This window comes from Paenibacillus sp. SEL3 (assembly GCF_054602585.1).
Genome location: NZ_CM137725.1, coordinates 5,508,637 through 5,529,487 on the forward strand (window position 1 = coordinate 5,508,637; position 20,851 = coordinate 5,529,487).

15 protein-coding genes are annotated in these 20,851 nt (G+C 45.9%); 12 read left to right on the plus strand and 3 right to left on the minus strand.

The window, feature by feature from the left end; genetic code table 11:
• Positions 1-25: 25 nt before the first annotated feature.
• Positions 26-1,735, minus strand: coding sequence for an acetolactate synthase AlsS (gene alsS, locus ACYCS5_RS25540; protein WP_459760304.1), 1,710 nt, complete (start codon positions 1,733-1,735; stop codon positions 26-28).
• Between the two features lie 516 nt (positions 1,736-2,251).
• Here alsS and uxaC point away from each other — a divergent pair.
• The 3 genes from uxaC (at position 2,252) to ACYCS5_RS25555 (ending at position 6,344) form a co-directional block, all read left to right on the plus strand.
• A complete protein-coding gene (uxaC, locus tag ACYCS5_RS25545; RefSeq protein ID WP_459760305.1) occupies positions 2,252-3,676 on the plus strand; it encodes a glucuronate isomerase in 1,425 nt (474 codons plus the stop codon).
• Between the two features lie 175 nt (positions 3,677-3,851).
• Positions 3,852-5,252 carry an MFS transporter gene (locus ACYCS5_RS25550; RefSeq protein ID WP_029519077.1) on the plus strand — a complete coding sequence of 467 codons (1,401 nt, stop codon included), beginning with the start codon at positions 3,852-3,854 and terminating at the stop codon, positions 5,250-5,252.
• An 87-nt stretch (positions 5,253-5,339) separates the two neighbouring features.
• The gene (locus ACYCS5_RS25555; RefSeq protein WP_029519078.1) at positions 5,340-6,344 is read left to right on the plus strand and encodes a LacI family DNA-binding transcriptional regulator; all 1,005 of its coding nucleotides are present in this window, start codon (positions 5,340-5,342) and stop codon (positions 6,342-6,344) included.
• Between the two features lie 99 nt (positions 6,345-6,443).
• Here the strand turns inward: ACYCS5_RS25555 and poxB are convergent, their stop codons facing one another.
• On the minus strand, positions 6,444-8,168 hold the full coding sequence (gene poxB, locus ACYCS5_RS25560; protein WP_029519080.1) for a ubiquinone-dependent pyruvate dehydrogenase: 1,725 nt from the start codon (positions 8,166-8,168) through the stop codon (positions 6,444-6,446).
• A 314-nt stretch (positions 8,169-8,482) separates the two neighbouring features.
• Here poxB and ACYCS5_RS25565 point away from each other — a divergent pair, with 314 nt between their 5' ends.
• The 4 genes from ACYCS5_RS25565 to ACYCS5_RS25580 all read left to right on the plus strand — a co-directional run bounded on the left by ACYCS5_RS25565 (position 8,483) and on the right by ACYCS5_RS25580 (position 13,104).
• Positions 8,483-9,976, plus strand: coding sequence for a tagaturonate reductase (locus ACYCS5_RS25565; RefSeq protein WP_029519081.1), 1,494 nt, complete (start codon positions 8,483-8,485; stop codon positions 9,974-9,976).
• Between the two features lie 17 nt (positions 9,977-9,993).
• Complete coding sequence (locus tag ACYCS5_RS25570; protein WP_069010226.1) at positions 9,994-11,493, plus strand: UxaA family hydrolase; 1,500 nt, start codon at positions 9,994-9,996, stop codon at positions 11,491-11,493.
• 125 nt (positions 11,494-11,618) lie between these two features.
• Positions 11,619-12,065, plus strand: coding sequence for an acetyltransferase (locus ACYCS5_RS25575; protein ID WP_029519084.1), 447 nt, complete (start codon positions 11,619-11,621; stop codon positions 12,063-12,065).
• 181 nt (positions 12,066-12,246) lie between these two features.
• Entirely contained in the window at positions 12,247-13,104 is an 858-nt protein-coding gene (locus tag ACYCS5_RS25580; RefSeq protein ID WP_165147354.1) for a DNA-binding protein, read from the plus strand.
• A 245-nt stretch (positions 13,105-13,349) separates the two neighbouring features.
• On the opposite strand, the gene ACYCS5_RS25585 is transcribed toward ACYCS5_RS25580, so the two are convergent.
• Entirely contained in the window at positions 13,350-14,240 is an 891-nt protein-coding gene (locus ACYCS5_RS25585) for a hypothetical protein (RefSeq protein WP_029519087.1), read from the minus strand.
• Between the two features lie 253 nt (positions 14,241-14,493).
• Between ACYCS5_RS25585 and ACYCS5_RS25590 the strand changes: the two genes are divergently transcribed.
• From ACYCS5_RS25590 to ACYCS5_RS25610, 5 genes are read left to right on the plus strand one after another with little or no spacing between them, the layout of a single operon-like run.
• Complete coding sequence (locus ACYCS5_RS25590; protein ID WP_029519088.1) at positions 14,494-15,456, plus strand: ABC transporter permease; 963 nt, start codon at positions 14,494-14,496, stop codon at positions 15,454-15,456.
• A 14-nt stretch (positions 15,457-15,470) separates the two neighbouring features.
• Positions 15,471-16,358, plus strand: a complete 888-nt coding sequence (locus ACYCS5_RS25595) for a carbohydrate ABC transporter permease (RefSeq protein ID WP_029519089.1) — start codon at positions 15,471-15,473, stop codon at positions 16,356-16,358.
• Between the two features lie 26 nt (positions 16,359-16,384).
• Positions 16,385-18,031, plus strand: a complete 1,647-nt coding sequence (locus ACYCS5_RS25600) for an extracellular solute-binding protein (protein ID WP_340885160.1) — start codon at positions 16,385-16,387, stop codon at positions 18,029-18,031.
• A 46-nt stretch (positions 18,032-18,077) separates the two neighbouring features.
• Entirely contained in the window at positions 18,078-20,039 is a 1,962-nt protein-coding gene (locus tag ACYCS5_RS25605; RefSeq protein WP_340885162.1) for a sensor histidine kinase, read from the plus strand.
• Positions 20,011-20,799: a response regulator transcription factor gene (locus tag ACYCS5_RS25610; protein WP_459760306.1), complete on the plus strand. Its 789-nt coding sequence runs from the start codon at positions 20,011-20,013 to the stop codon at positions 20,797-20,799. Before ACYCS5_RS25605 ends, ACYCS5_RS25610 begins: the two co-directional genes overlap by 29 nt.
• Positions 20,800-20,851 lie beyond the last annotated feature (52 nt).

Consider the following 20,851-nt stretch of genomic DNA (forward strand, 5'->3'; position numbering starts at 1 on the left):
CGTCACGAGTAAGTCTTGGTAAAGGTTAGTTTAATTGATTTGGCAGCAGTTTACGTCCCAACTGGATATTATCTTGATAATTAATCGGGATATCAACAACCACAGGACCATCCGTATGAAGTGCCTGCTGCAATACACTTTCCAGTTCTTCAGGAGAGTGCACGCGTAATCCGGTGGCCCCGAAGCTTTCAGCATATTTCACTACATCAACATCTCCAAATTTTACACCGGAAGTTCTGCCATATTTAATCTGTTGTTGAAATGCGACCATGTCATAGGTACCATCTCTCCATACGATATGCACTAGCGGAGAGTTAAGACGTACAGCGGTTTCGAGCTCCATGGATGAAAACAGAAATCCTCCGTCTCCAGAAATAGAAACGACTTTTTGACCGGGGTTGACGAGTGTGGCAGCAATCCCCCAAGGCAGTGCTACGCCCAACGTCTGCATTCCGTTGCTGAATAGAAGGCGCCGCGGTTCATACGAACGGAAATATCGTGCCATCCAAATGTAGTGTGAACCAACATCACAGGTGACAGTGACATTATCGTCGATCAGGCTGCGCAGTGTACGAATAAATTGTAATGGATGAATCAGATAATCGTGACTGTGTACAGGAACAGCTTCTTGCTCGTTTAGATCATGACGAAGACGATTTAATTGGTCGCAGGAGGCTTTAGGTAGCTTTAAGGTAGGCAATTCTTCTGCAAGGCCACTCACAATCAGGGCTATATTCCCGATAAGCTCGTGATCAGGTTGATAATCATGATCAATATCTGCTTGATGATCATCCAGATGAATAAGGGTTCGGTTCGCAGGAATATTCCAGTTTTTTGGATCATATTCAATAGGATCATAGCCAATCGTCAGTACCAGATCTGCCGCTCCAAGAAGCATGTCACCCGGCTGATTATGGAACAGACCGACTCTCCCAAAATAGTGGCTTTCCAGCTCCCGGGAAATGGCTCCAGCGGCCTGAAAGGTTTCAACCACAGGCAAATCCGTGTTTCGAATCAGTCCACGGATGGCTGCTGTAGCTTCGGGTGTGCTGGCTTTCATACCGAGAAGGAGTACGGGCAGCTTGGCTTTTTTGATTTGGCCTGCAACTTGTTTGATGAGCTCGGCGGGTGCGGTTCCAAGCTGGGGAAGGGAAACCTTCTCAATGGCGGTTACTTCGGATGACGAAGTCAACACGTCCTGCGGCAGACTGACAAATGTGGCTCCAGGCTGGGCTGAGGTCGCAATCCGAAATGCATTAGTAATTGCTTCCGGTACACTATCAGGATGTTCTACTTCTACACTGTACTTGGTGATGGGTTCGAAAAGTCCGGCGTTATCCATAGATTGATGCGTGCGTTTCAGGCGTTCTGATCTTGGGACTGCACCAGCAATGGCGACGACAGGATCACTCTCTGCATTAGCGGTGACAAGTCCTGTCGCCAAGTTAGACGCGCCTGGACCGGAAGTAACAATGCATACGCCCGGTTTACCTGTTAAACGACCGACCGCTGCTGCCATAAAGGCGGCATTTTGTTCATGACGGCATATGATCAATTCTGGACCCCGATCTTGAAGAACATCAAAAACAGAATCGATCTTGGCACCTGGAATGCCAAAAATATGCGTAACCCCTTGCTTGATCAAACAATCGACAACAAGGTCGGCTCCTTTTGTATCGGATTTGGTTTTAGTTTTAGTTTGAACAGCTTGAACTTTAGTACTCAATGCTACCACCTCTTCTTTTCATCTTTGAAATAAACCAATGAAATACTTTCAATGTAAAACAATGGATGTATATTACAATTATAATGCAATAACTGGTATTTTCAAGAAAGAAATTTTCTGAAAAGAAGAGAAAAAACATAAAACGTTTTCAAAGTTTGATTTATCGGGGAAAATTAAAAATTGTAGAATTTTCTTTTGGTATCAGCTATCGGGAAAATATAGAACAGATCTGCTCCAAATGGCAGTAGGCCATTTTTTTATTCGCTCACATGATAAAAATCACTTTCGTCTACAAAGGATAGCGGTTACAATGTAATTGTTGTTAACGTAAACATTAAATTTAAAGTGAAGTAATCCGGCTTGAAATGATGTACAGGTATCGTATTACAGCTATATCATCTTGTCTAATCACGAGATCTGCTATGTGGTGGAGAATGCTATTATTGAAAACGAGTACAGTACAAGCATTTTTGTTAACGTTAACAATTTGTTGAGAAACACGATTATAGAAGGGATGAGAAAGTAATGACTAAAGCGTTTTTAGACGAAAACTTTTTGTTGAGCAATCCAACGGCTGAAATCTTGTATCATCAGTACGCCAAGGATATGCCGATTATTGACTATCATTGTCATTTAAGTCCACAAGAAATTTATGAAAATAAAGCGTTCAAGAATATTACGGAAGCTTGGTTGTACGGAGACCATTACAAGTGGAGACTTATGCGGGCCAATGGGGTTGAGGAACGCCTGATTACGGGGGATGGCGAAGATTATGACAAGTTTATGGCTTGGGCCAAAACCGTACCTACACTAATCGGCAATCCGCTGTACCATTGGACGCATTTGGAGCTTCAACGCTTTTTTGGTGTCTTTGAGCTGCTGAATGAACAGAACGCACCAGTGATCTGGGAAAAGGTAAACCAAAAGCTGCAGGGAAAAGGCTTTGGCGCACGTGATCTGATTGTGAACTCGAAGGTAACTGTGGTGTGCACCACGGATGATCCGACAGACCATCTCGAATACCACAAACAAATCAGCAAGCTGACCGATTTCCCAGTCGCAGTGTTGCCAAGCTTTCGTCCCGACAAGGCTTTGGAGATAAATCGCGAAACTTTCCGGCCTTGGGTGGCTCGGTTGGGTGAAGTCAGCGGACTGGATGTTTCTGGCCTGGAAGGATTTTTGAATGCGCTGGCGAGCCGGGTGCGCCATTTCCATGCTGCCGGAGGCCGAGTATCTGATCATGCGCTGGATACTGTAGTCTATGAAGAAACGACACGGGAGGAAGCTGCAGCCATATTCAATAAGGCGCTGGAGGAAGGCCATGTGACTCCTTTAGAGGAGGCGAAATATAAATCGTACGTTCTGGTTTTCCTTGGCAAACAGTATGCAGAACATGGCTGGGCTATGCAATACCATATCCACGCACTGCGTAATAACAACACTACTATGTTCCGTCAATTGGGACCGGATACAGGCTACGATGCCGTAAATGATGGCTCTATCGCTCGTCCATTGGCGGCATTGCTGGACGCACAGGAGCTGGGAGGAGGATTACCTAGAACCATTTTGTATTCGCTTAATTCGGTTGATTATCCAGTACTGGCAAGTCTCGCGGGTTGTTTCCAATCCGGTGGAAATGTGGGGAAAATCCAGTTTGGCACGGCATGGTGGTATAACGACCATATCGAAGGTATGCAGGAGCAGATGAAGGTGCTGGCTAACTACGGGGTGCTGTCCCGCTTTATTGGTATGCTGACGGATTCCCGCAGCTTCCTCTCCTACACACGCCATGAATATTTCCGCCGTATACTCTGTGACTTAATTGGAACGTGGGTTCAGGAGGGTAAGGCGCCTGAGGATCTGGAGCTGCTCGGAGCCATGGTACAAAACATTTGCTACAACAACGCCGAGCAATATTTTAATTTCCCAACGGTTGTTCATAGTAAGTGAAACTACGCCCTAAGGCGAGGACTCACTAACTTCATAAGAAAGGGCTCTTACCGGGAGCTTGTTTCAAAACTCCCGGTAAGAGCAATTAAAAATAAAATAGTTATCAACTGAGGATTTTGCAAAATCCAGAACTAATTTTGTGAAATTAATTACAAACAAAGAGGAGTGTGTAGGTATGGGAGTGCCTATCGTGCAGGAGAACGTCCAAACTGACAACAAGACAGGCGAGCATATTAGCCTGAAAGAAAAGATTTCGTATGGTATGGGTGACTTTGGAAACGGATTCATGTTTGATTTGGGGCAGTTGTATTTGCTGAAATTTTTTACAGATGTAGCAGGGGTTTCTGCAGGAGCCGCCGCAGGCATTTTCTTGGTCAGCAAGCTATTTGCCGCCGTCTGTGATCCCATTGTCGGGTCCTTTGTTGATTATCGCAAACATATCGGTACACGTGGAAAATTTAGACCTTTTCTTATTGTTGGAAGCGTTATCCTTGCAATTCTTACGGTTCTAACCTTTATATCGCCGAATATTTCACCCACAGGAAAACTCATTTACGCCTATGCGTCCTATATGATCTGGGGGATCGGCTACTCTATTGTAAACATTCCATACGGCTCGCTAGGTGCCGCTATTACACAGGATACTCATCAGCGTGCTTCATTGTCATCTTTCCGTCAGGCGGGATCGCTGGGCGCATTATTCGTCACCAGTGTCGTTGTCATGCCGCTTATTTTACTATTTCCTAACCACCATGTTGGCTATCCGGTTGTGATGGGGATTATGTCACTCATTGGTGTGATCGCTTTCATCATATGTTACCGAGGAACGAAAGAACGTATTATTAGCCAGTCCGGGCCAAAAGAGAAGCTATCTATAGGCGTTATTGTGCATACTTTTACGAATAACAAGCCTTTGCTGGTGCTCGTTTTGATGACGATTTTCACTATATCCGCGTACAATATTAAGTCCGCTCTGCTGATCTATTTTGCCGAATATAACTTGGGGCATGTAGAGTTAATGGCTTATATGAATTTTATTATTATCGGTTCGTCGCTACTGGGTGTATTGTTCCTGCCCAAGCTGGTACGGCGTTTCGGTAAACGAAAAACAGCCATACTGGGGATGCTGGTTAGTGTCATTGCCGACTCCATTAACTTTTTTATGCCTTCAAATGTATACATTTTCACAATCCTGGCCAGTATTTCGTTCATTGGTATTAGTATTCCTAACGGGGTGACCTGGGCATTCGTGTCCGATATTATTGATTATGGCGAATGGTCATCCGGGGAGCGTAAGGAAGGGATTACTTACTCGTTATTTAACTTTTCACGTAAGTTGGCTCAATCCTTGTCTGGCTTTCTATCGGGTATTGGACTAGCGCTCATCGGGTATGTTCCGAATGTGGTTCAGTCCTCTGGAACCCTGCTTGGGATCAAAGCATTACTTTGTCTCTATCCGGCTGTTGCCCTGGCTTTGGCCATGCTGGTCATCGGTAAAATGTACAAGCTGACGGACAGCAGACATGCAGAAATGGTTCAAGAATTACAGCGTCGACATGCGGACAACCGCGTATAATTTGTGAAAGTCTTCTTTTCCGGGCGGCTCCTGTGGTATGGTGGGTATATAATTTTTTTAGAGCCTCACTAAGGAAAGGATACGTATATGGCAGCTACCATTAAAGACATTGCCAAATTGGCTAATGTTTCCCATACAACCGTCTCCCGGGCGCTCAATAACAGCCCGCTGATTAAAGAAGATACGAAACGCAAAATTATGGAGTTGGCAGAGCAACTCAATTACATTCCAAATTTTAATGCCAAAAGCCTAGTTCTCCAGCGCTCGCATACGATTGGCCTGTTTTTCACCAGTATTTCAGAAGGCACAAGCTCCAGTTTTTTTGCCGATACCATCCGCGGTGTTAATCATGTCATTGGGGTAGATTACAATCTGTTTGTGCGAGGAATTGACGATTACGCTGATTTTTCGGCCATACACCGCAAACGTTTTGATGGTATCATTCTGATGAGCCAGAGCGAGGCGGACAACCCTTTTATTTATCATGTGCTCGGTCAAGGCATTCCGCTTGTTGTTCTGAATCGGCAGGTGTCCGGGGCGGGGATTGTAAACGTGATTTCTAATGATAAAGAAGGGTCCTATGAAGCGGTCTCCTTTCTCGTTGAAAGTGGGCATGAACGCATTGCGATCATCGAAGGGGTAGAAGGCTTCAAGTCTACCCAGCAACGCCGCGAGGGTTTTATGAATGCGTTGATTGATAGTGGTAAGCCCATTCGACATGAATATATCGTGCAAGGTCATTATGATACTGAAAGTGGTAGCCAGGCAATGAAGCAATTGCTTTCCTTGCAGGAGCCGCCGACAGCGGTATTTTGCTCTAACGATGATATGGCTATTGGGGCAATGAATGCGGTATTCGAAAACGGCTTGAAGGTACCAGAGGATATCTCTGTCATTGGTTTTGACGATATCGGGTTCTCAATGTATACGACTCCACCGTTAACAACAGTCAAAAGACCGATTGAGCAGATTAGCGAGCGCGGAGCCGCCTGCATTCTGGAACGAATTCAGTCACCGTCCAATGAGGGCGAGCTTATATTTATGGAGACCGCGCTCATGAAGCGGAAATCAACGGCAGGCAGACCACACTAAGTTTCGTTTGATTAACAGGTAGGCCAAAGGGGCAGAAACCATGCGAGACTTATGGTTTCTGCCCCTTTTAGGCTGAAATGCGTTCTGCTTCGTCTATATTTAACGAAAGAGATTGGTTTTAGCCAGTTCTACAATCTCGTCACCACGTCCGTTTAGCATCGCTTTCATCATCCACAGTGTAAATCCTTCTGCTTGTTTAAGATTAATTTTGGGTGGCATGGATAGCTCCTGACGGTTCACCACCACGTCTACCACAACAGGGCCATCATGAGCCAATGCTTGCTGAATGGCATCTTCCAGCATGGTCGGATCTTCAACCCGGATGCCCTTGAGTCCCATGGCTTGCGCTACAGCACCAAAATCAGGATTCACCAGTTCAGTACCGTTTTCCAGAAATCCGGCCGCTTTCATTTCCAGCTCGACAAAACCGAGAGCGCCATTATTGAAAACAATGACTTTGATAGGCAGATGATGCTGCTTCAGGGTGAGCAGGTCGCCCATCAGCATCGTGAGTCCGCCATCGCCTGAGAGGGCAATCACTTGTCGGTCAGGCTCAGTGGCCTGTGCTCCAATCGCTTGTGGTAACGCATTTGCCATCGTACCATGGTTGAACGATCCGAGAAGCCGGCGCTGACCGTTCATCTGCAAATAACGCGCCGCCCATACAGTGGGAGTACCGACATCACAGGTGAAAATAGCATTTTCCTGCGCGGCGTCACTGATGACCTTGGCGAGATATTGCGGATGGATCGGCGTATGACCTGGTTTACCGACAGCAAGGTCATCCAACTCCTGGCGTACCTTGGTATAGTGGGAGACGGTTTTCTCTAGATGCTTGGAATCATGCTCTGATGTTAAATGCGGTAGCAGCATTTCCAACGTGGCTTTTACATCCCCACATAAACCATACGTTAACGGAGTACGTCTGCCAAGATGGGCTGGCTCTATATCTACCTGTAGGACAATCGCATCTTCAGGGTAAAATTGTCTGTAAGGGAAGTCTGTTCCGAGCATAAGTAGGACGTCACAATCCATCATCGCATGGTACCCGGAAGAATACCCGATCAGTCCCGTTAATCCAGCATAATAAGGGTTGTCATACTCCAGATATTCCTTGCCTCGCAGAGCGGATACCATGGGGGATTTTAACTTGTCACATAGCTGCATGAGCAATTCATGAGATTGTGAACAGCCGGCGCCGCATAGTAGCGTAATTCGTTTGCCTTGATTCAAATATTCGGCCAGTCGGGAAATTTCGGAAGCTGACGGATGCACTACAGGTGTAGTGGGATGGTAGACATGTTCAGGGACGGGTACCTTTTCCGCCCCCAATGCTGCTACATCACCGGGAAGAACAATGACGGAGACACCTGAACGTGAAACTGCCTGTTGAATGGCCATGGTCACCGTTCTGGGAATTTGACGCGGTGTCGTAATAACTTCACAGAAGTGACTGCATTCTCCGAAAAGATGTTCAGGATGCGTCGCTTGAAAATATTCGCTTCCGATTTCGTCGCTTGGAATGTGAGCGGCAATAGCCAGTACAGGCACACGATTGCGGTGACAATCATATAAACCATTAATCAGATGCAAATTTCCGGGACCACTGCTTCCGGCACATACAGCAATGCTGCCACTAAGGTCAGCATCCGCTCCGGCTGCAAAGGCAGCCACTTCTTCGTGCCTTACATGAATCCATTCGATTTGACCATTGCTGCGAATGGAATCCACCATATTATTTAAAGAATCTCCAACAATGCCATAAATCCGCTTGACCCCTGCATTGACCAAAACTTGTACAATAGTATCTGCAATTGTCTTCATAGATGTTCCTCCTGCCTAGTAAGTAGTGTTATCCTGCCCGTGCTTTCTTGCGTCTATTCTCCTGAAAAGTATATAAGGACAAGGTCTCGGATAGGGTGATAGTTAGCCTTAACCGTCTTGGCTCAGCAGCGAAACAACAGAAAGAGGTCCATATACTTGCTGGTTGTTATGCAAAACTATTATGTTAACGTGTTCATATTATTGTCATTATTATTTTTATAAAGTAAAAATGTTGAGAAAACTATTTTGTTAACGTGTGCATTATGCTAAAATAACGTTGAAATCATTATGGTAATAGTGGGAGGATACTCCGGATGAAAAAAGTAGATGCATTAGATCAATTAAACAGAAAAAGCTTTATCGTTACAGACCCGCATCCTGTGAGGGTGATGCAATTCGGGGAAGGGAACTTTCTGCGTGCTTTTGTAGACTGGCAATTTGACAAAATGAATAAGCTGGCAGAATGGAATACGGGAGTTGTGATTGTACAACCGCAGCCAGGAGGCCTCGTGGAGAAGCTTAACGAGCAGGATGACCTGTATACGGTTATTCTTGAAGGGATTAAGGATGGGAAGGCCATGAAGGAGCATACCGTTGTGGAGTGCGTCTCTCGTGGGATTAATCCGTACGGCTCGGACTTTTTGGAGTATGAAGCACTATCCCAAAAGCCGGAGCTGCGTTTTGTTGTGTCGAATACGACGGAAGCGGGGATCGCTTATGCCCCAGACGATCAGCTAGAAGATCGTCCGCAAAAGAGCTTCCCGGGCAAACTGGCTGCCTTTCTGTATAAGCGCTTTCAATTTTTTGGGGGCGATCAGAGCAAGGGATTGGTCATCATTCCATGCGAGCTCATCGACCGTAATGGAGACGCTCTCAAGGAAATCGTACTGAAATATGCGGACCAATGGAAGCTTGGAGCTGAGTTTATTGCATGGATAGAGGAAGCAAATACGTTCTGCAACAGTTTGGTGGATCGAATTGTACCTGGTTATCCCAAAGACCGAATTCATGAAATCCAAGCGGAATTGGGTTACAAGGACGATTTGGTTGTTGTGGGCGAACAGTATCATTTATGGGTTATTGAAGGGCCACAGTGGCTTAAAGAGGAATTACCTGCTCATTTGGCCGGATTGAATGTCCTGATTGTCGACGATATGGCGCCATATCGTACACGGAAAGTGCGTATTTTGAATGGAGCACATACGGCGCTTACACCTGTAGCTTATTTATATGGCCTGGACACAGTGGGGCAGGCGGTTGAGCATGATATTATGGGCAGTTTTATCCAGTCGCTGATTCGAGAAGAAATTATTCCGACGCTGGACTCACCAGAAGCGGAATTGAATGTATATGCCGACGATGTTATTGAGCGGTTCCGTAATCCATATGTAAGTCATTATGTTATGAGTATTGCGTTGAATTCGGTGTCAAAGTTCAAGACACGGAACTTGCCATCCTTGCTCCAGTATGTAGAACAACGTAAGGAGCTGCCTGCCAAAATCGTGTTTTCACTGGCGTCCTTACTCGTATTTTACCGGGGTGATAGAAATGGCGAGTCGATTGCGTTGGCAGACGAAGCTGAAGTGTTGAGCACGTTTGGTGAACTGTGGAGTAAATATGACGGTACTCTCGCCGGGGCGAAGCAATTGACTGAGCGGGTACTCGGCAAGCAAACATGGTGGGGTCAAGATTTGAACCAGATCGAAGGGCTGGCTGAACAAACGGCACAGCACGTGTATGAAATTACAAGCAGAGGAATGAAGGAGACGCTCGATTCTCTAACCGGGAACAGCGTGCCCAGAGCATAAGCAAGGAGGAAACCGGAATGCTGGAATTCATTCAAATTCATAATCAAGATAACGTGGCTGTCGCCTTGCGTGATTACAAGCAGGGAGAAACACTGGCATGGGGAGCACAAGAAGAACAACGGGTGGAGCTAGCCGAGGATGTAGCACGTGGGCATAAAATCGCCTTGCAGGATATACCTGTAGGTGGGCATGTTCTGAAATACGGATATCCCATCGGTCATGCCATTCAGCCCATTCAGGCAGGTCAGCATGTGCATACGCATAATACGAAGACGAACCTGACAGGCGTAGAAGAGTACACTTATAAGCCTAAGCCAGCTCCTCATTTATATGAACAGGAGAGTCGTACGTTTCAAGGGTTTCGGCGAAAGGACGGTCGTGTGGGGATTCGCAATGAGTTGTGGATTGTGCCGACGGTCGGCTGTGTGAACGGGATCGCTGAACTTATTTTAAACCGTTTCAAGCAGGAAGTGGGAGATATTTCACCTTTTGAAAATGCACTTGTGCTCAAGCATAACTATGGTTGTTCTCAGTTGGGTGACGATCATGCACATACGCGCACGATTTTGATCGATGCCGTGAAACATGCGAACGCAGGTGGCGTACTTGTACTGGGTTTGGGCTGTGAAAACAATGAAATGAAAGAATTTAAGGAAGCCATCGGGGAATATGATTCGGAGCGGGTAAAGTTTTTGCTTTCCCAAGATGTGTCGGATGAAGTAGAGGAAGGGGTAAGGTTGCTTCATGAAATTTTTGCGGCCGTGCAAGAAGATCGGCGGGAACCTGTACCATTGTCTGAGCTGAACATCGGCTTGAAATGCGGTGGATCTGATGGCTTATCGGGTATTACTGCCAACCCACTACTCGGACGATTGTCGGATTATATGGCAGCGCAAGGTGGAACAACGGTATTGACAGAAGTACCTGAAATGTTCGGCGCGGAAACGATTTTAATGGAGCGCGCTGCCGATGAGCAAGTATTTGGTAAGATCGTACATCTGATTAACGATTTCAAACAATATTTTCTGGATTACAAGCAGCCAGTATACGAAAATCCGTCACCGGGCAATAAAGCAGGGGGCATTACGACGCTGGAGGATAAATCACTGGGCTGTACGCAAAAATCCGGGTCTTCCACGGTCACTGATGTCATTCAGTACGGGGAACGTCTCAAGACCAAGGGACTCAACCTGCTCAGCGCGCCGGGCAACGATCTAGTGGCATCTTCAGCTCTCGCCGCAGCGGGCTGCCAACTCGTCATTTTCACAACTGGACGCGGTACGCCGTTTGGCTCCTTTGTTCCGACGATGAAGGTATCAACCAACTCGCCGTTATATAAGGCTAAACCTCATTGGATCGACTATAACGCCGGTTCATTGGTGGAGGATGTCAGTATGGAAGATGCGCTCCGCAACTTTGTCGATTACATCGTCGATGTAGCCAGCGGAACATGGGTGAACAATGAGAAAAACAATTTCAGGGAGCTCGCTATTTTTAAAAACGGTGTTACGTTGTAAAAGGCTGTAGTCTAAGGGAGGCGGAATTACTCCGCTTCCTTTTTTGTGTTTGTATGCTTCTAAATAGGCATGTTAGACTTACTGCAAAACATGCAATATCGATATTTAAATAAGGGGGAAGTACCGTGCAAAATGAAATTGTTGCTTATCGGGAAGAAAATCATGATCAACTCGTTGATATTTGGCAGCGGGCTGTACGCCGGACGCACACATTTTTGGCGGAAGAGGACATTCAATTTTATCATCATATCGTACGCAATGGTGTTTTAAGAGAACTTGAAGTTTGGATGGAATGGAATACAAGTCAAGAACCAACAGGTTTTATCGGGCTGGACGGATTAAAAATAGAGATGCTGTTTGTGGACCCTGAACACCATGGGCAGGGCATAGGCAGCCGACTCATCCAGCATGCTGAAAAAATAAAAGGGAAACACCTCAAAGTGGACGTGAATGAGCAGAACGAGAAAGCGTATGCCTTCTACAGACATTACGGCTTTGTACAAACGGCGCGTTCTGCACTGGATGGATCAGGTAGGGCATTTCCTTTGCTTCACATGGAATTGAACAAGTGAACGATCTACTTTCGTTGGTATTTTAAAAATGGAATATATTATCATAATGCACTTGTCATATGTTTGAATTCATGGTATAACTTAATTACGCAATAAATACGTAATTAAGTTATTTTTAGTTAGGGTTTAGAGCTTGCTTTTGTTTGGTGAATATAAAAAGTCAGACAAGGAGGCGGGAATAGTGGATGATCTTGTTCACTCCGACATCACAGATCTAGACACACTTGTCAACATGATTAAGCTGTCTTTTTCATTTGCGGACGGTGCCAATATGATTGCTTTATGCGACCGGCTGTATAGCCATGTCAACCAAAAGTATCAGGAATTGCAGCTCTACAAAGCGCGCAAGAAACCTATACAACCCATACATACCAAACGGCCGCTAGTCTACTACTACGGCTACAGTCATCTCATGAAAGGCATGGCTTTCCAAAAACAGGGCAAGTATGAGGCCGCTCGCGATTGCATCGAAAAATATGCAGAATTGGGCTGGTTTAATGGTCTTGATCAATATGGGGAAGCAGAGGTGGAATATTACCGCTATGCTGCCAGAGCTAATTTGTATGCCCTTGATATTTTGTCAGGCCATGCCGAAGTGTTGCAGGAATATATCCAATTTCTTCGTAACAATCCGGAAGAGCTGTTACCGGGGCTTCTTTCCATCGTTGAGGGAGCGTCGAGATACGACTATTCTTTAGAGGCTGTGCTGGAATCATTTGCCGAACAAATTGAAGGTTTTAAATATTTTGAAGAGCCTGTGAATGTATCTTATTATTTTCGCTTCTGCTATCAACTGGCTCTTTACTATATCAAGCAACAACAGTTTACGGTTGCGTTGGGCTATATCCTGCAATCTCTCATGCTGTCCGATACCCTGGGTATGGAACATGAACATGAGTTTAGGAAATGTACCGCTGTATTTGAAATTTTCAGATCCCAAGCTACAGCAACACAGCAAGACCAATATATAACTATTTTAAAAGGAGTGTTAAAGGATGAAAAAATTGATTTCACGCCCTCTGTCGCTCAGTCTGTTTAGTTTGCTAGTGTTTGTTACAAGTCATGATCTCATCACGGTGTTTTATCATGGAGCCAATCATTAAGAAGGCAGAAGTACAGTAGAAAATTAGTTGTTTTAGCAGGTAGGCAGTTGATTGGAAAATATGATGTGGAAGTACACCCAATAGCAAGTAAGCTCATTTAGGTCAGGGCTTACTTGCTATTGGGCGTATGATGAAGACCGATCATACCGTATATATAACGCGGTACATGTCCCAACAATATTTAAGCTGTCGTAGGTTTATGCAGCAAACCCTGTTCTGACGGATGCAATGAAATCCTTGTCTGTTGGTAAACCGGGAATGGTTCTTCCGTACTGTATGATCTGCTTTTTAACGCTGCATCCAGTGCCCGTAGCAAGGAACCTATAAATTGCTCTGGAGAAAAGAAAATGCTTTTTCCGACCATATGAATGTGAAGCTCGTTATGGTCACGGTTGCTTACGGACAGCAATATACCTTGACCTTGAAAACCCGTACCGATGGCGCGTATTTTGTTTATACCCGAGAGTAACATTTCCGTCTTCACCGCACGCCCCTGTTCCTCCACAAATACAGAAATCAGGCGTTTGTCTGTAACGATAACAATTTGGTTACCCCGAAATGTATGACTCAGGTGTAGAAAATCTTTATATACACCAATAGTCTGCTCATGCGGAGAAACAATCCCCATCCGTACAAACTCCTCCAGCTCAGTGACATCGGGTTCCTGATGATTTTTAATTCGTTTTTTGATACTGAACTGAATAGTCAGGATACCCAAGATAGCAATGAGAAAAGCACTAAGTCGGACGTTAAATATAAAGAACATCAGGACAATAAGGCCGCCTACTAACCACTGTCCCCAAGTTAGATAGCGCAGCTTTTGTTGTACCGTACGGCGATAATAACCGTAGCCCTTTCCCGGTTGATACTCTTTAGTAAACTTCGTCATACCACGCATCATGGTTAACCCATAGATTGATAAGACTGTCATCCCGAGTGACAGGAGCGTCATAAGCCATTCCTGAGCTGCAATGCCAACTAAAGTACACAGACCAAACATGATGAGCCCCGCCCAGCAAGCAAACTTTTTAATTCGAACCTGTTTCTGAATCGAACGAACCAATTCTTCCATTCTTAATCCTCCTGATCTAGGTATATAGGTAATGATTGGAATCACATATAGTCTTATCGTACCATCTGATAGTCTTTTTCGTAAATTAATAGATATGAAAATCCAAAGTATGGAAGAAAATTCTCGCCTATAGTCAGATCCCCACCTGAACTTTAGATACCAAAATCAAAAAATCCAGTACTACTCATACGAAGCAGAAGCCTTTAAAATAATAAATGTAAGTGCTTACATTACAAAGAAAGGAGGTCTTCGTATGAGTACAGGAGGGAAGAATCCGCAGCCACAGCCGCCGGTTCGATCGGGAAGAGGAGCATCACTAGCGCGCAAATGGGTTCAACAAAGACATTTGCAGACTATGGCGCTGCTTGGGGTGGTATGGATGATTATTTTCCATTACATTCCGATGTACGGTATTTTAATTGCGTTCAAACATTTTGACATCATTGGAACCATATCAAGCGCACCTTGGGCGGGATTAGAGCATTTTCGGGCCTTTTTGGAGGATGATAACTTTTGGTACATTGTCAAAAACACACTGGGTATTAGCCTGCTCAAGCTGGCGATCGGGTTTCCGTTACCTATTGTATTTGCTCTGTTTCTGAATGAGATTCGGTCTACACGGTTCAAAAAATCTATACAGACCATTTCGTACCTTCCGCACTTTTTATCTTGGGTCATTCTTGGCGGGATCTTAACGACGTGGCTGGCAGATACCGGGATGATCAATCAACTGTTGCTAGCCTGGGGGTGGATTGACCAGCCGATCAGTTATTTGGCAGAGCCGAGCTATTTTTGGGCTATCGTCGTTAGCTCGGATATCTGGAAAGAGCTTGGATGGTCAGCTATTATCTATTTGGCAGCCATGGCGGGGGTATCTACGGACATGTACGAAGCGGCCACAATTGACGGGGCCGGACGGTTTCAGAAAATGTGGTACGTCACACTTCCCGCTATCAAGGGGACCATATCCATTTTGTTTATTTTGGCGGTCAGCGGCATATTGAACTCCAACTTCGATCAAATTCTCGTCCTGCGTAACTCGCTGAATGAAAGTGCAAGTAATGTAGTTGATATTTATGTATATCAGGTGGGCATTCAGCAGGGCCGTTTCTCGTATTCTACCGCGGTGGGTTTGCTGAAATCGGTTCTTGCTCTCATTTTGCTGCTAATTGCCAATTCGGTGACCAAACGGGTGAATAATACATCCCTATTTTGAAGGAGGACGGGTGCATGCAGCTATTGCAACGTAGAACAGCAGGCGAAGCGATATTCGATTTCATGAACAACGTCTTCATGCTGATTATTTGTTTTGTGACATTGTATCCCGTGTGGTATGTGCTGGTGAACTCCTTTAACGAAGGAGCAGACGCTATGCGGGGTGGCATTTACTGGTGGCCGAGAGTCTTCAGTCTGGGCAGCTATCAGGCCGTATTTGCTAACAACGGTATTATGACTGCGATGGGAGTGACTATTGCCAAGACGCTTATCGGCACGATTGTTCATGTGTTTTTTACCGCTATGATTGCATATGCATATTCCCGTAAGGAGCTGATCGGGCGCAAACTGTATATGCTGATTGGTACCATTACCCTGTTTTTCGGTGGGGGATTGATTCCAACGTATTTGCTGATTCGTGATCTCGGACTGCTGGACAGCTTTTGGGTGTACATCATTCCTGCGATGTTCAGCTTTTTTGATCTTATTATTTTTATGGCTTTTTTCCGAGAACTGCCGGATGCACTGGAAGAGGCGGCGAAAATAGACGGTGCGAATGATTTCGGTATCTTCTGCCGAATCGTGCTCCCTGTATCCATGCCGGTAGTAGCGACGATTGCGTTGTTTCATGGGGTATACCAGTGGAACGATTATTTTACCGGAATGATCTATATTAATAATACGGATCTTCAGCCGATTCAGACGTATTTGTACCGGGTTGTTGCCCAATCCAGCTCTAATCAAATGATGGCTGCTGCACCGGGGGGCGTTGCCCAGTCCGTCACTTCGCAATCGATCAAGCTGGCGACGATGGTCGTGACGACACTGCCCATTGTACTGGTATATCCTTTTCTGCAGAAGTATTTTGTCAAGGGTCTGATGATCGGATCGATCAAGGGTTAGCACATCATCCAAGGGGGAGATTTATGATGAACATTCGCAAATGGCAGAAAGGGCTGTTGGCCGTCGTGCTGCTGATAGGACCGCTCGCGGGGTGTACGTCCGGTGGAAGTGGCGCTGTCACGGAATTGAAGGACGAGAAAACTAAGGCTTCGGCAGATACGCCAGGCTGGAAGGCGGATACAGAGCCGATTACGTTTGACTGGTATTTGAATTTTTCCTGGTTCCCGAACAAGTGGGGAACGGATATGACCTCGAAGTATGTGACGCAAAAGACTGGGGTCAGCGTTAATTTTATCGTACCCGCAGGGAATGAAAATGAAAAACTGAATACCATGCTCGCCTCGGGCAAACTGCCTGATTTTGTCACGCTCAGTTGGGGGGAAGATGCGATCAAAAAAATGATCGAGGGCAAGATGGTGCTCCCACTTAACAAGTTGGCTGAGAAATATGATCCATATCTGATTAAAGTGGCAGACCCAGCTAAAATGTCATGGTATCGTCAAACGGACGGGAATGTATATGGGTATCCTAACGCGTCCTCTTCACCACAGGATTACCAAAAATACGGCCAAAATTTTGTCTCCAATCAAACGTTTATGGTTCGGAAGGATATGTACGAGGCGATTGGCAAGCCGGATATGAGAACACCAGAGGGATTCCTGAAAGCGCTTCAAAAAGCAAAGGAGAAATTCCCGGAGATAAACGGTCAACCGCTGATCCCGATAGGGTTCCACGAATTTACGGATAACGGAAATTATTCTTTTGAAGACTATTTACTTAATTTTTTAGCCGTTCCACATGAGAAGGACGGAAAGCTGTACGACCGTCGATCGGACGAAGAGTACATTCGCTGGCTCAAAACATTCCGTCAAGCCAATGAGCAGGGTCTGATCGCCAAGGACGTATTTATCGACAAACGTCCGCAAATGGAGGAGAAGGTGGCACAGGGACGGTATTTTGCCATGCTATATCAGCGCTCTGATTTTGCTACACAACAGGTGACGTTGCATGCGAAAGATCCCAACTCCGTCTACATTGCGGTGGATGGACCTTCCAACAGTAAGCTGGACCCGCCGACGCTGGCCGGGCCGGGCATTTCCGGGTGGACGGTGACGCTTATTTCGAAGGATGTCAAAGACAAGGAGCGGGCTATTGAATTTCTGACTTATCTGATTAGCGAGGAAGGGAATCGTGATCTGTATCTGGGGGAGCAGGGAAAGCTGTGGGACACAGTTAACGGTAAGCCAGCCTTCAAGCCGGAGGTACTGGAGCTGCTGAACAAGGATCGGTCTGCATTTGACAAAAAGTATGGCGCCTCCTTCACTTTCTGGATGCTGATGGATACAAATATGAATTTGCAGTGGGCGCCGCCCAGTGTCGAGCCGTATAAGCAGCCTGAAGATTGGACGAAAGGCAAGACCCACAGCTTCTCTCAATATGAGAATATCAAACCGACCGGAACCTCGGCAGAAGGCATTGCGTCAGGCCAGATAGACAAAATTTGGGGCAAGGCATTACCGAAACTGCTGCTGGCTTCCTCGGATGAGGAGTTCGATCAGCTGTTTGCCCGCTTTTTGGAAGACCGCAGAAAAGCAGGCTATGACAAGGTATTGGCTTATCAGCAAAAAGCCTATGAGGAAAACCTTAAGAAAATTGAACAGTTCACCAAATGATTTAATTCAATAACTTAATCTATTGAACCCCTAAGGATGTGATTACATGCCAGGCCGTGCACGTTCACAGATGAAGAGCCTGCTGCGCCGCACGATATGGCAGTGGATGACGGGAACGACCGATCGGCTTGGCGGTTGTTCCCTTCAAGTTAAGCTCATTGTCGCGTATATCGGCGTCATTTTAATCCCGGTGGTATTGTTCTCGCTATATACCTTTCACCAACTGTACGAGAATACAATGAAAGACATTACCGTACAAAATCAGTATGTGTTGGATACAGAGCTGGCCCATATTCATAGCAATATGGAAATTATGGAGCGAACCGCACAGCTTGCGATCTCAGATCGCAACGTGCTTCATTATCTAACCGAGGAACGTGAAATAAGCAGCGATGAGCTAGTCCAATTCAACTTGAATGTGTTTCCAAATTTACAGCACTTGCTGTACAGTAATCCCAATGTAGAGAACATTCGACTGTATACCAATAATCCCCAGACGCATGAAATATGGCCGATGATTTTCAAAGAATCACGATTGCCTAAGGCTTCCTGGCTGAAAGCGGCTCAACTCCGACAAGGGAAAATATGGTGGGATATGTACAAGGGGCCGAAAAGCTTACTTGGGGGACAATCCCGCCAGGAAAGTGAGACAGTGCAGTATATGGCACTGCTGCGTGAAATTCAGTCTACTGGAGGAAGACACGCGGGGTTGGTAGAAACAAATATGAGGCTGGAGCTATTTTCACCTAGGGTATTTGGAATCCCGCAACGTAATCGCGCATGGCAAATGTTCATTCTGAACGGCGGGGATTCCATCTCAAACGGTGGAAAATTAGTGTCTTCTACCGATATAGCTACAGCTTCCTTTCAACCTGATCCCATTCCGATCCCTCTGTCCCATGTGCACCATCTGTTACAGTCCCGCGTTCAGGGACAGGGTGGTGTTTTTGACTTTACCTATGGGAATAAGCCTTATCTTGGTTTGTATCGTTATATAGAAGGGTTGGACGCCTACCTGCTAAATGTGGTGGCGCTGGACGGTCCGCTGGGTGATCTCCGTCAGAAACGCAATGCCATGCTGCTCATTATTAGTATGCTGATTTTGTTTATGTCCGTCATTTCCTATACCTTGCATGCCTTCATTCTCAAGCAGCTACATACCCTGCGTGAATCCATGAAAAAAGTAGAGCAGGAGGGTGACTTTCAGCTTAAGATTCCAGTATATGGACGGGGAGAAGTGGCTGAGCTGGCTTTATATTTTCGCAGTCTGCTGAGTCGAATTAACGGGCTCATTGCCGAGGCAGTACACAAGCAGGCCACTGCTCAAGAAGCTGAACTGCTAGCGCTCAAGCATCAGATTGATTCCCACTTTCTCTATAATACATTGGAAAATTTAAAAATGATGGCGGAGATAGAACGGCAGTATCCGCTGTCGGATGCCCTTACCTCCCTTGGCTCGATGATGCGTTATAATCTCCAATGGTCCGGGTCGTGTGTTGCGTTGCGGGATGAAATCCGACATATCCAGCATTACGTGGCCATCATGAACATTCGCCACGATAACCAAATTGGATTGGAAATTCATCTATCGTCGGCGTTTATGGAACTGGAGATGCTGAAAATGTCGCTGCAGCCTGTAGTCGAAAATGCTATCAAGCACGGGTGGAGTACATTGCAAAGCCCATTCAGCATCACGATTGAAGCCTGCTCTAAGCAGGATATCATAGAATTGCGTATACAGGATAACGGAGTGGGGATATCTGAAGAAAGAAGAAACGCCATCATGGCTGGTCTAGCGCGAACGAATATGGATTTCCACGAGCCCGGGATGAATGGGGGAATCGGTTTGTATAATGTGCATCGCCGTTTAAGTATGCAGTATGGCGAAGAGTATGGCATAAGACTGGACAGCATCCACGGACAATCGACGACAGTGACCCTGATTTTGCCTAGACGTTACATGATGAGGGGGACGGACCATGACGACCAAGCTGTTGATTGCGGATGACGAGAAAAATATTCGAATGGGACTTCAAGCTATGATCGAACGGGAATTTTCCGGTCTCTATGAATGTGTACTGGTCAAGGACGGAAGGGAAGCCTGGCAGCATGTGAAGCAGTTTTTGCCCGAGTTGGTGATAACGGATATCCGTATGCCTATTATGGATGGCATTATGCTGATGCAGCATATTCGTGAGCTGGAGCCGGAACGCAGGCCTTCGGTGATCATTCTCAGTGGATATGACGAGTTCCAGTATGCGCGCGAAGCGATTCGCTGTGGGGCACGGGAGTATTTACTCAAGCCGATCGTAAGGGAGGAACTGTTCGGTGCACTGGCAGTTTTGAATGAGGAATTGAAGGAGAGGAACCCCCTCACATACGATAGTGTTGTCGGCGTAGAGAAAGATAGACTAGCTGGCGCGAGTGCCAACGTCGATAGAAGTGGTAGTATGACACGTGCTATCCAATATATCCACGCTCATTACAGCGAGGATTTGAATATGGCAGTAGTATCCAACTCAGTATCCTTGAATTATACGTATTTTAGTCAGGCGTTCAAAGCTTATACAGGCCTCAGCTTTGTTCAATATGTAAAAAGGCTGCGCATTTCAGAAGCCAAAAAGCTGCTGGAGTGTCAAGGGGGCAGGATCTATGAAATTGCGGCTAACGTGGGCTTTGACAATGCAAAGCACTTTAACAAAGTGTTTCGTGAGCTGGAGGGGATGAGCCCGCAGCAGTTTCGAGTGCAGAATCAAAGGGGTAATTAGATATAAAGAGGGGGAAAACTCCACTGCCTTTTTACCCTTATCCTGATATAAT

Coding starts and splice junctions, on each gene's coding strand:
- ACYCS5_RS25605 (WP_340885162.1), top strand. CDS start 18,078: ATGCCAGGCCGTGCACGTTCACAGATGAAGAGCCTGCTGCGCCGCACG.
- uxaC (WP_459760305.1), top strand. CDS start 2,252: ATGACTAAAGCGTTTTTAGACGAAAACTTTTTGTTGAGCAATCCAACG.
- ACYCS5_RS25610 (WP_459760306.1), top strand. CDS start 20,011: ATGACGACCAAGCTGTTGATTGCGGATGACGAGAAAAATATTCGAATG.
- ACYCS5_RS25550 (WP_029519077.1), top strand. CDS start 3,852: ATGGGAGTGCCTATCGTGCAGGAGAACGTCCAAACTGACAACAAGACA.
- ACYCS5_RS25595 (WP_029519089.1), top strand. CDS start 15,471: ATGCAGCTATTGCAACGTAGAACAGCAGGCGAAGCGATATTCGATTTC.
- ACYCS5_RS25570 (WP_069010226.1), top strand. CDS start 9,994: ATGCTGGAATTCATTCAAATTCATAATCAAGATAACGTGGCTGTCGCC.
- ACYCS5_RS25565 (WP_029519081.1), top strand. CDS start 8,483: ATGAAAAAAGTAGATGCATTAGATCAATTAAACAGAAAAAGCTTTATC.
- ACYCS5_RS25590 (WP_029519088.1), top strand. CDS start 14,494: ATGAGTACAGGAGGGAAGAATCCGCAGCCACAGCCGCCGGTTCGATCG.
- poxB (WP_029519080.1), bottom strand. CDS start 8,168: ATGAAGACAATTGCAGATACTATTGTACAAGTTTTGGTCAATGCAGGG.
- ACYCS5_RS25585 (WP_029519087.1), bottom strand. CDS start 14,240: ATGGAAGAATTGGTTCGTTCGATTCAGAAACAGGTTCGAATTAAAAAG.
- ACYCS5_RS25555 (WP_029519078.1), top strand. CDS start 5,340: ATGGCAGCTACCATTAAAGACATTGCCAAATTGGCTAATGTTTCCCAT.
- ACYCS5_RS25600 (WP_340885160.1), top strand. CDS start 16,385: ATGAACATTCGCAAATGGCAGAAAGGGCTGTTGGCCGTCGTGCTGCTG.